The sequence below is a fragment of the Nocardia sp. NPDC004711 genome (assembly GCF_053601595.1).
Genome location: NZ_JBSGCB010000124.1, coordinates 1 through 10,002 on the forward strand (window position 1 = coordinate 1; position 10,002 = coordinate 10,002).

Below are 10,002 nucleotides of genomic sequence, written 5' to 3' on the forward strand. Positions count from 1 at the left end.
GCATGGTCACGCTGGCGACGACGCCGCCAGCATCAAGCCCGGTCATCGCACTACCGACGGCGCGGCCACCCAATCACCTGAGTGCAGTTGCAGTATTAATTCCTCGGTTCGGACCGTTCTGGTGAACGCGTCGACATCGGGGGCCCGATGTTCGATGTTGCGTTGAATCAGCACCAGCAGCGCCGCGACACCGAACGAACTGCCCGCACGAATGCCGACATTGGTAGCGGTTGTGGCCGAGGGGATTTGGGAGTGTCGTAGGGTCTGGTAGCTGGCACCCATCGCGGCGGGCATGATCATGCCGTGCCCGAGGCCGATCACGAACACTGCTGCCACGACCAGGATGTCGCTGGTGCCGGGCGCGAGGTGGGTCAGGCCGAAGATGCCGGACAGGACCACGGGAAGTCCGGCGAGGATCAGCAGTCGCGGGGAGTGTTTGTCGGTGAGCTTGCCGGTGATCAGCGTGGTCACGATCGCACCCAGTCCGAGGGGTGCGACCATCGCTCCGGAGCGGAGTGGGCTGTTGTCGTCGACGGTCTGGAAATACAGCGGCAGTAGCGCGGTCAGGCCGGACAGGGTCCCGATGTAGACGAACACCATCGCGTTGACCGCGGCGAAGTTCCGATCCCGCAGTAACCGGACGTCGACCAGCGCCGCGTCGCCTCTGCGGAGCGCGTGCAGGACATAGCAGCCGAGCAGAACGACTCCGGTCAGCACGCCGGCCACGACACGGATATCGATCAGGCTCGTTCCGCTGCCCGCCTGCGCGGTGCCGTACACCAGCGCGCCCAAACCGGGTGACAGCAGCGTCAATCCGAGGAGGTCGAGCCTGGCGTCGTGGTCGCGGACCGGGTCGGTCGGCAGTAGCCGGATCGCGGCGATGACCGCGATCGCACACAAGGGAACGTTGATGTAGAACATCCACCGCCACGACAGGTGGCCGAGGATCAGACCGCCGACCGTCGGGCCGAGCACCGGGGCGAGCATCGCGGGCACCGCGACCGCGCTCATGACGCGCCCCATCCGGGCGGGTCCGGCGGCCCGGGCGAGCATCGTCTGCCCGATCGGCAGGATCATACCGGCGCCGAAGCCTTGCAGCAGCCGGAACATGATGAGCGCGGTGATGTTCCAGGCCATTCCGCACAGCACCGATCCGGTGATGAACAGCAGCAGCGAGACGATCCACATCGTCTTCGGGCCGAACCGGACGATCACCCATCCCGACAGCGGGATGCTGCCCGACAGCGCCAGGGTGTATCCGGTCAGCACCCATTGAATCGCCGTGAGCGACGTATGGAACTGAGCGCCAAGGGTGTTCACGGCCACACTGGTGATCGTGGTGTCCAGGATCGTCATGATCGCGCCGAGGACCACAACGATCACGAGCTTGCGCAGGGCCGGGTCGAACTCGGTCGATGTCGTTGAAGCCTGTGTCATTTACCTTGCGCCCCACCATCACCCGGCTGCTGCCAGCCGCGACGCGCACGGGCGTAGCGGGGCTTCAGCACGTAGTGGTGGAGGACGCGAATCGGGGAGGGCAGGAAATCGAGCATCTTGGTCTGTGCGTCGGCGGGCGCGTCGTCGAGTGCCCACGGCAGGTACTCGGTCAAGGCGCGAAGTCCGTTGCGTTTGCGCATCTCCGCGCCGAACGCGGCCCATCCGGGCCCGCCGACGGTGCGGTCGATGAGCGGCAGCGCCAGCTGTTCCTCGTGAGTGAAGTGCGTATCGAGCGCCGCGGCCAGGGCGTCCACGTCGGACCGTAACCGCAGCCCGCCGCCGGCGGTGGCTATTCCGGATTCCACTCTGGCCAGCAATTCCTCGATGCCCTCGTGTTCGGCCTCCATATCGTCGAGGATTGCCAGGTCTGCCGGATCCGTGACCGCGGCGCGCACCAGCGGCCACAGGGCGGCATCCTCGGTGCTGTGATGCCGGTCGAGCTGGCGTCGGAACGTCTCCCACCCGATCCGCACGGACGGCTCGGTGAGGCGGCCCTCGGCAACGGCGGCCGTGAGGCGTATCAGGTCGCGCATGCAGGCGTCGTGTGCCAGATACATTCCGAAGAAGTCGATGGTCGTGGTCGGTCTGTGGTTGTTCATGGTCGCTTTCAGCCGTTCTCGTTGAAAGTTCCTGGGCGTACTGCATATTCAGATCAGGGGCAAGCACTCACGGCATGACCGAGCCGCCCGCGATGTCGAGCGTGACGCCGGTGATCCACGAGGACGCGGCGGAGGCGAGGAACAGCGCCGCGGAGGCGACGTCGTCGGGGGTACCCAGCCGTCCCAGCGGGAAGCCTCGCAGCAGGTGCTGCCGTTGTTCGTCGGACATGAAGCGCCGCATCCGCTCGTGCTCGATCGTGGCGGGCGACACGCAGTTGACGCGAACCCCTTGGGGTGCAAGCTCTTTGGCCAGATGACGACTCATCGACACCACTCCCGCTTTGGCTGCCGCGTAGGCGGCCGAAGCCGGGGTGGCCTGTCGGGCCGACGATGACGCCATGGTGACGACGGCGCCGCGGCGAGCGATCAGGTCCGGCAGGAACGCCGAGATGGTCAGAAAGGTAGCCGTGAGATCGGAATCCACCACGTGACGCCAGTGTTCGGCGGTCTCGTCGATCGACGGCACCGGTTGGCCATAGCCGCCGGCGAAGGCGATCACGATGTCGACTTCACCGAATTGGTCCAGGACCAGGGCGCGTACCCGGTCCAGGTCGGATTTCGAGGTGCAATCGGCGACGGCCGTCAAGGCCCGGCCGCCTGCGGCGGTGATCGCGGTCGCGACGCCGTCCAGCGCGGCGTGGTCGCGGCCCACCACGGTCACCGCAACACCGTTGCGAGCCAATGCGATGGCGGTGGCCGCGCCGATTCCGCGGGAGCCGCCGGTCACGACGGCGGTCTTGCCCGCCAGATCCGGGTGGTCGGCCATCACTGCAAGGTCCGGAGTAGTCACGCCACTGTCCTTTTCGTCATCGCGGGTGTCCGGGGAAATTTAGTTAGACTGTCTGTATGAATAAATTAGACCCGCAAGGTACTGTCAAGGCCATGAGCCCACGCCAATACAACCTGGGGAAGCGCAGCGCGCAGATCGAGCAGAGTCGCCGGCAGGTTCTCGACGCCGCCAGGGCTGTACTGGGTGAGGCCGACAGCTACACCGGATTCACGCTGGATGCGGTAGCCAAGCGTGCGAACGTGGCCCGTGCCACGGTCTACTACCAGTTCGGGTCGAAAACCGGGCTGCTGGAAGCGGTCTGCGACGATCTCGGCGTGGCCGGCGGCCTGTCCGAACTGGTCAAGGCATTCACCAACCCCGAACCACTCGCGGCGCTCGCCGAATTCATCGCCTGCTTCGCGCGCTTCTGGCAGGCCGACCGCCCCGCCATGCGGCGGCTGCGCGCGCTGGCCGCACTCGACGCCGACGTCCACACGGTTATCAGCGCCCGCGACGAGCGGCGCCGCGAAGGCTTGGCGGTATTGGCGGCTCCCTTCGCCGACGCCGACGGGAACCTATCCGAGGGAGACACCGATCGGCAGGTGCGTATCCTGCTGGCCCTCACCAGCTTCGAGACGTTCGACACCATGGTCGGACCCGACGGCGACCTGTTCGACGCCATCCCGGTGATCACCGGGATGGCGGCCACCGTGCTGGGAGCAAGCACCTAGGAATGTTCGCCCGCTCGGGCTGAAGATCAGCCACCCGAGCTCGACAGGGAGGGTCGAAGGTCCCGCACTGCCGGTGTTCTCCAGCGATCATGGCGTCTCCAGGCCGTAACGCGCCCTGCCCGTTGATCTTCCGTAGCCCGAGCCGGCCAACTTGGTCAGCGCGGGAAGCGGCATGACATCATGCCGGTGATCGGCATCGGCGAGTCCCGAGGTCTCAGCGCCTCGGCATGTCGTCTTCGACACCGTGAACGCCGAGGTCTGGTTCGCCGGCGCCGGCGGGGGCGTCGTTGTGGGATTCACGACCTGCCAGGCGCATCGACGCTGCGCCTGCCAGCAACGACAACGCCCCTACGTAGAGCAACCGGACTCCCAACACGAACGGCTGAAATGCCAAGGGCATCAGCGGAATAAACGACAAGGCCAACACGGCGACCAGTCCGGCCGCCAGCCAGAACCGCCTCGGTGCGCGCCGGATGGGCGGTGGGTCACCGTGCCAGGCTCGCAGCAGTCCGCGCCGGCCGATGTAGTAGAACAACCCGACCGCGAGTGCCCCACCGCCCAGGGTCGATGCCTGCTGCAGCAAGTACCACCAGGGCCTGCCGAGCGGACCTGGCTGCAACAGCACGGGAAATCTGGCTACTCCCCAGCCGTGCCCACCGGCCGGATCATGGGTGAACCCGTCCCAGAAGATATGAGTGAACGCACCGATCAGAATCGAGTATCCCGTGACATACCACCGATATCGCACGGCACCGAGTACGCCATAGGCGGGCAGATCGAGCGCGCCGAGCCGTGGCAGATGTGCGGCAATCTGCGCGGCACCCCAACGGATCACCACCGTTGCGACGATTCCCATGGGTAGACACCACCACAGCAACGCCGGTAGTGCATGCGTCTCCGGCATCGAAAAGAACCCTGCCACCGGATAGGAGGCATCGGGAACCGCTGAGCCGACCACCAACGCGACACCATCCAGATGACGAGGCCACCGGATCTTCATCGGGAGCACTGCCAACGCATGCGACGGAAAGGTGAGCGGCACGGCCAAGTGTATCCACTGTCGTTTCAACCCCTTCGGGGACGCGTCCACGAACGCCGTCGTACCTGTGCATCGGCGCGTCCGAGATCGCTCCCACTCTCATGCAACACCCTGAACTCGGTATGGCCTCAATGAGTCACCAGGACAAACCCAGTGCTGCGCTGCCCCTGAGACCACAGGCAGTAGCGGATGTCTCTGGGCCGCTGCCGATCTCACCGCCGACGCCTCGCGCTGGCCGGTTCGGTCAGCGCGGTATGCGGCATGTCAGTCGTTGGTGCTCGTGCGCCGGGAGTGGGGCGGGCGGGATTCGAAACCCGCTCAGCGCGAGGCGCCCCGCATCGGGGGTGAAGGGTGGGGTATCCGGGGCTGGTCAAGCGGTGCGGGTGTCGTGTGTGGCGCGGTTGTCGAGCACGTCGTCCATGTGTGTTTCGGCCCAGTTCTTCACACCGCGCATCATCTGGTGCAGTGAGAGGCCGAGGTCGGTCAGTTCGTAGGAGACCGTGACGGGCACGGTCGGTGTCACGGTGCGGGTGATCAGACCGTCTCGCTCCAAGGCGCGCAGTGTCTGGGTAAGCATTTTCTGGCTGACGCCGGTCAGCAGACGGGCCAGCTCCGAGTAACGCATCGAACCGCCGCCGAGCGCGCACAGGACCAGCGTGACCCATTTGTTGGAAATCCGATCCAGTAGCTGGCGGCTCGGACACGCCGCCAAGAACGCGTCGTACTCCACCTTGGACTGCGCCCGCTTCTGGGCAGTCGTCCTCGTTGCCATCGACCGCTCCTCCGACCCGTGGGTGCCTTACACACTTCGAAGTGCGTACTTCCCATTGGAAAGTTACCTATCCATAGTGAAGCAACGAGCAGTTGTGCACCATTGCGGCTCGATACGAAAGGAGTAAGTTGTGAGCATGCGGTCCACCGCGCTGCCCGGCGGCACCTGGCCCCTGGGAGATCTGACCGTCAGCCGATTCGGCTACGGCGCAATGCAACTCGCGGGCCCCGGGGTCATGGGCCCACCGGCCGACCACGACGGCGCACTCGCGGTGCTGCGCGAGGCGGTGGACCTGGGCATCACCCACATCGACACCGCCGACGCCTACGGGCCACGCGTCACCAACCAGCTGATCCGGGAAGCGTTGCACCCGTATCCCGAATCGCTGCACATCGTGACCAAGGTCGGCGCGACCCGCGACGAGCAGGGCGGCTGGCCCCCGGCCCGAGAGCCCGACGATCTGCGCCGCGCCGTTCACGACAACCTCGAAACCCTGGGGGTCGAGGTGCTCGACCTGGTCAACCTCCGGCTGGGCAACGCCCTAGGGCCCCAACCCGGTTCGCTCGCTGAGCCGTTCGAGACCCTCGTCGAACTCCAGCGCGACGGCCTGATCCGGCACCTCGGAGTCAGCAACGCAACAGACGAACAAGTCGCCGAGGCACAGGCGATCGCACCGATCGTGTGCGTGCAGAACATGTACAACCTCGCCTACCGCCATGACGACGAACTGATCGACCGGCTCGCCGTGGAAGGTGTTGCCTACGTCCCCTTCTTCCCCCTCGGTGGCTTCAGCCCACTGCAGTCCGCGGCACTCGAGAGTGTGGCAGCCCGGCTGAACACGACACCGATATCGGTCGCTCTGGCGTGGCTACTGCAGCGGTCGCCGAATATCCTGCTGATTCCCGGAACCTCGTCGGTGAGGCACCTGCGTGAGAACGTGGCCGGCGCGGGGCTGTCGCTTTCCGATAAGGAACTCATCGAACTGGACGAGATCGGCCACTGATCTGCTTCGCCGCAGCCGACGGCACGGCAGGCAAAAGCGAAACGACGTTGCGCACTCCGAAAGCCGAATCCGCCATTCGGCATGTCAGCGCGTTCGTCCGGCCGCGGCGCTGCCGGTCCGAGCCGACCCGTAAGCGCCTACTGTTTCGAGGGACGCGGGCCAGCACGAATCCGGCTCGGTGGGTGGTTGCGAGTTCGTGGTATCGCCGCAGCCGTGGCCGCGCCGGGTCGGTCGGCCACCACCTTCGCAGTGTCGCTGGCAATGATCTGACCAACGTCATAAGCGAAATTCGCTAGCATCGCCTGGCACTCCGGACGCCAGAATGAAACGTTATGCGCTTAACCACCGCGACCGTCATATTGATGATGGCGGCAGTCCTGCTGACAGGATGTGTTCTTCCGACACGAGGACCCGACCAGACCGAGCGTGACAGCTGGTCACGCGTGATCGAAACTGCCATCCAGGCTCTTCCCGGGGTGGTCGATGCGTCACATTGGTTCGATTACGAGGGCAAGTCCCGCACGTACGCATCCCGGCTCAATGTGCAGCTTTGCGTGACCTGCTGCGCGTCAGTCCGGCAGCCAGTGCAGCTCGTGTGCCAGGGTTTTGGCGACGGTACGGATGCGGCGGTGTAGCGGTGACTGCACGCGCGGGAGGACCAGGTGGATGGTCAAGGTGGGTGCACCCTGCAGCGGTCGCCAGGTGAGACCGGCCGGTTGTGTCGTGACCGCGACTTCACCGGCCGGGGCGAGGGTGAGCCCGTCGCGTAGGTCGCGCTGAGACATGTCGAAAGAGACTGCGGGCGTGTGGAATCGGGGGGTTGGCCGGGTGTCGCGGAACAGTGCGGACAGCTGATCGTGGATCACGGGGTTGGCCGTACGGTCGGGCAGTCGCAGCGGATACGCGGCCGCATCGGCGATCTCGATCTCCGGGTGTTCGGCCAGCGGATGATGCTGCGCCAATTGGACCCCGACGCGCTCACGCCGCAGCAGGAACCGGCGCACGCCACGGCCCGGCTGTTCACCGCGGGTGATCCCCGCATCGATGCGGCCGTCGGCGACCGCGGGAGAGATCTCCGGTGTCGCCATCAGGACCGCGCCGACCTCGAGTCCCGGGCTGCTGCGAATGAGCCTGTCCACCAGGGCCGGTACCGTCTCGGCCCCCGCGCTGAGGCTGTATCCGATGCGCAGCGTGCCCAGTTCACCGGCCCCCGCCTTCCGGGCGGTGTCCCATGCCCGGTCCAGCGCCGCCAGCGCGGGCGGCGCGGACTCCGCCAAAGCCGCACCGGCCGTGGTCAATACGACGCTACGCGTGTTACGAACCAGCAGGCTCGTACCGAGTTCCGCCTCCAATCGGCGCATCCGGGCACTGAGTGCGGGCTGCGCGATCCCGATCCGTGCGGCCGCGCGGGTGAAGTTCAACTCCTGCGCCAGCACCAGAAAGTACCGCAGGCTCACCGTATCCGGCGCCACATGCCCTCCCTGCCGATTGATAACGATCCGTTCTGAGCCTATCGCGCCCCGGTCTTTCCCTCGACCACACATCAAGCCCTAACCTGCGCATATGACGATTCAACCGACCGCGGTAGATGCAGGAGGCAGTCATGCATAAATTGTTGGTCCTCTATCCCAAGCCCGCCGACCCTGACCACTTCCGCGACTACTACGTGACCAAACACCTTCCACTGGTCATGAATTGGCCCGGCCTGCTTGCGTGGCGCTACAGCTTCGACGTGGCGGCGACGACGGGAGAAGCGCCGTATTTCGCGGTCTTCGAAGCCGACTTCGCCGACGCCGCCGCCATGGCCGCGGCGCGGGCGTCGACGCACGGCCAGCGGGCGGCCGCCGATGTCGCCAACTACGCCACCGGCGGTGTGGTCGTCATCCACTATCCGGTGCAGGACGGCACCGGCTAGGCAGGACGGCACGCTCCGGGACGCGTTCGGTCGGCCGTTGCGGGCCAGGTCCGGCTATCGGCGGGACACCGTTCGCGGTTGCCGGTTCGTTGAGCGTCAAAGGTGGGGCCGATGTCCTGGCCGGATGTCACGGTGGTTGGCCGGCGCCCTGCATCAATTCGGCGGCTACATCTCCGATGTCGGGGATCTCACCGACGCGTTGCACCTGGCCAATGAATCCCTGCAGCTGTATCTACGTCTTGATCGCGAGCAGCCGGAATCTTTTGCGCTCCAGGTGGAGCTGGCGACGGATAATCGGGATCTGTTCCTGGACAGGCTAAAACAACAGGGATAGGTGATACTGGGTCGTATCACTCTGCTCGCGCTGTGCGCATATCGACGGCGACATGGTGGCGGGCGGCAGCAGGCCTGCGGCGTCGATACCCTGGCCGGTTCGGCAAGCTCCATCAGCGGCAAAGTAGTGCGTTTGTCGGCCGCTCGACCGTGAACGGCGCAGCTGAAGCAGCGCTCTATGTGGTCTGCGGGTACTGGCCGTCCGGAATGATGCGGCGGGTGTGGGCGTAGACGACGGCATGTACGCGGTCGCGGACACCGAGCTTGGCGAGAATATTGGACACGTGGGTTTTGACGGTCTGTTCGCCGATACCGAGGGCGCGGGCGATCTCGGGGTTGGTGGAGGCCTTCGCCATCAGGATCAGTACCTGGTGTTCGCGAGGAGTGAGTGCAGCGAGTTCTGGTGCGGTGGGGAATGGCTCGATGCCGTGAGTCAGGCGCGTTATCAGGCGGCGGGTCAGACGTGGATCGATCAGTGCGCCATTGTGTGCGGCGGTGCGGACGGAGGAGACGAGGTCTTGACACGGCAGCGTTTTGGTGAGGAAGCCGCTGGCTCCGAGACGTAGTGCGCGGTAGAGGTTTTCGTCGGTGTCCTCGGTGGCGAGGATGAGAATTCGGCTGGTGTTTCCGAGTTCGGCGACTGTCTCGATGGCGGCCGGGTCGCCGAGTCCGGGCATGTCGAGATCGAGGATGGCGATATCGGGTCGCAGTCGTCGCATCTCCCGGATGGCTGCGGCACCGTCGCCGACTTCGGCGACGCATCGCAGGTCCGGCTGCGTATCGATGACTGCCCGTAGGCCCGAACGGAACACGATCTGATCGTTGGCGAGCAGCACCGATATCGTCGTGTCGCGTGCGGCGGCCACGTGGTCGACGTCCGCGGCGTGCGGGTCGATGCCCGCGGTGGCGCTGCGACCGGAGATCGGGGTGACAGCGTGCGCGCTGCCTGCCGACAGCATGGTGGCGCTGATCGCGAGCACGAGCGTGGACACCAGCCGCAACAGCAGAGGGCGTGTCAGTGTGGTCGTGGTCATGTGCACAGTCTGCTTCAGCGTAGGAACCCCGTGTAGTTCTTGTTCATCAGCTGGCTCTCGAGCTGTTTGATCGTGTCGAGGCCGACGCTCACCACGATCAGCACCGAGGTACCGCCGAACACGAAGTTCTGTGCCGGGCTGCCTGGGCCGATGCGCAGCAGCAGGTTCGGTAGCACCGCAACAGCGCCGAGGTAGAGCGAGCCGGGCAGGGTGATCCGGCTCAGGACGAAGTTCAGGTAATCGGCGGTCG

General features: G+C 65.7%; 11 protein-coding genes and 1 pseudogene. 4 read left to right on the forward strand and 8 right to left on the reverse strand.

Translation table 11 applies throughout. The features are described from left to right. Positions 1–42 precede the first annotated feature (42 nt). The 3 genes from ACWEKS_RS47870 to ACWEKS_RS47880 form a co-directional block, all read right to left on the reverse strand. Complete coding sequence (locus ACWEKS_RS47870) at positions 43–1,437, reverse strand: MDR family MFS transporter (protein WP_452346350.1); 1,395 nt, start codon at positions 1,435–1,437, stop codon at positions 43–45. Next, entirely contained in the window at positions 1,434–2,096 is a 663-nt protein-coding gene (locus ACWEKS_RS47875) for a hemerythrin domain-containing protein (protein ID WP_452346351.1), read from the reverse strand. Before ACWEKS_RS47875 ends, ACWEKS_RS47870 begins: the two co-directional genes overlap by 4 nt. A gap of 67 nt (positions 2,097–2,163) precedes the next feature. Beyond that, complete coding sequence (locus ACWEKS_RS47880; protein ID WP_452346352.1) at positions 2,164–2,946, reverse strand: SDR family NAD(P)-dependent oxidoreductase; 783 nt, start codon at positions 2,944–2,946, stop codon at positions 2,164–2,166. 92 nt (positions 2,947–3,038) lie between these two features. On the opposite strand from ACWEKS_RS47880, the gene ACWEKS_RS47885 reads away from it, so the two are divergent. Continuing rightward, a complete protein-coding gene (locus ACWEKS_RS47885) occupies positions 3,039–3,656 on the forward strand; it encodes a TetR/AcrR family transcriptional regulator (protein ID WP_452346353.1) in 618 nt (205 codons plus the stop codon). A 214-nt stretch (positions 3,657–3,870) separates the two neighbouring features. Here the strand turns inward: ACWEKS_RS47885 and ACWEKS_RS47890 are convergent, their stop codons facing one another. Both ACWEKS_RS47890 and ACWEKS_RS47895 read right to left on the reverse strand, forming a co-directional pair. Further along, a complete protein-coding gene (locus tag ACWEKS_RS47890) occupies positions 3,871–4,698 on the reverse strand; it encodes a DUF4184 family protein (protein WP_452346359.1) in 828 nt (275 codons plus the stop codon). 367 nt (positions 4,699–5,065) lie between these two features. Beyond that, on the reverse strand, positions 5,066–5,467 hold the full coding sequence (locus ACWEKS_RS47895) for a winged helix-turn-helix transcriptional regulator (protein WP_452346354.1): 402 nt from the start codon (positions 5,465–5,467) through the stop codon (positions 5,066–5,068). A 136-nt stretch (positions 5,468–5,603) separates the two neighbouring features. Here ACWEKS_RS47895 and ACWEKS_RS47900 point away from each other — a divergent pair, with 136 nt between their 5' ends. Next, positions 5,604–6,470 carry an aldo/keto reductase family oxidoreductase gene (locus ACWEKS_RS47900; RefSeq protein ID WP_452346360.1) on the forward strand — a complete coding sequence of 289 codons (867 nt, stop codon included), beginning with the start codon at positions 5,604–5,606 and terminating at the stop codon, positions 6,468–6,470. Between the two features lie 569 nt (positions 6,471–7,039). On the opposite strand, the gene ACWEKS_RS47905 is transcribed toward ACWEKS_RS47900, so the two are convergent. Continuing rightward, the gene (locus tag ACWEKS_RS47905; RefSeq protein WP_452346355.1) at positions 7,040–7,942 is read right to left on the reverse strand and encodes a LysR substrate-binding domain-containing protein; all 903 of its coding nucleotides are present in this window, start codon (positions 7,940–7,942) and stop codon (positions 7,040–7,042) included. 131 nt (positions 7,943–8,073) lie between these two features. Here ACWEKS_RS47905 and ACWEKS_RS47910 point away from each other — a divergent pair, with 131 nt between their 5' ends. Together ACWEKS_RS47910 and ACWEKS_RS47915 are read left to right on the forward strand one after the other, a co-directional pair. Next, the gene (locus ACWEKS_RS47910) at positions 8,074–8,385 is read left to right on the forward strand and encodes an EthD family reductase (RefSeq protein WP_452346356.1); all 312 of its coding nucleotides are present in this window, start codon (positions 8,074–8,076) and stop codon (positions 8,383–8,385) included. A 136-nt stretch (positions 8,386–8,521) separates the two neighbouring features. Next, positions 8,522–8,719, forward strand: a complete 198-nt coding sequence (locus ACWEKS_RS47915; protein WP_452346357.1) for a hypothetical protein — start codon at positions 8,522–8,524, stop codon at positions 8,717–8,719. A 175-nt stretch (positions 8,720–8,894) separates the two neighbouring features. Here ACWEKS_RS47915 and ACWEKS_RS47920 read toward each other — a convergent pair whose 3' ends face one another. Both ACWEKS_RS47920 and ACWEKS_RS47925 read right to left on the reverse strand, forming a co-directional pair. After that, the gene (locus ACWEKS_RS47920; RefSeq protein WP_452346358.1) at positions 8,895–9,752 is read right to left on the reverse strand and encodes a LuxR C-terminal-related transcriptional regulator; all 858 of its coding nucleotides are present in this window, start codon (positions 9,750–9,752) and stop codon (positions 8,895–8,897) included. A gap of 14 nt (positions 9,753–9,766) precedes the next feature. Next, positions 9,767–10,002: pseudogene (locus ACWEKS_RS47925) on the reverse strand (preprotein translocase subunit SecY); the annotation flags it as partial.

Excerpts from the sequence above, each read along its gene's own strand:
- ACWEKS_RS47870 (WP_452346350.1), bottom strand. The coding sequence starts at position 1,437 with ATGACACAGGCTTCAACGACATCGACCGAGTTCGACCCGGCCCTGCGC.
- ACWEKS_RS47875 (WP_452346351.1), bottom strand. The coding sequence starts at position 2,096 with ATGAACAACCACAGACCGACCACGACCATCGACTTCTTCGGAATGTAT.
- ACWEKS_RS47885 (WP_452346353.1), top strand. The coding sequence starts at position 3,039 with ATGAGCCCACGCCAATACAACCTGGGGAAGCGCAGCGCGCAGATCGAG.
- ACWEKS_RS47895 (WP_452346354.1), bottom strand. The coding sequence starts at position 5,467 with ATGGCAACGAGGACGACTGCCCAGAAGCGGGCGCAGTCCAAGGTGGAG.
- ACWEKS_RS47900 (WP_452346360.1), top strand. The coding sequence starts at position 5,604 with ATGCGGTCCACCGCGCTGCCCGGCGGCACCTGGCCCCTGGGAGATCTG.
- ACWEKS_RS47910 (WP_452346356.1), top strand. The coding sequence starts at position 8,074 with ATGCATAAATTGTTGGTCCTCTATCCCAAGCCCGCCGACCCTGACCAC.
- ACWEKS_RS47920 (WP_452346358.1), bottom strand. The coding sequence starts at position 9,752 with ATGACCACGACCACACTGACACGCCCTCTGCTGTTGCGGCTGGTGTCC.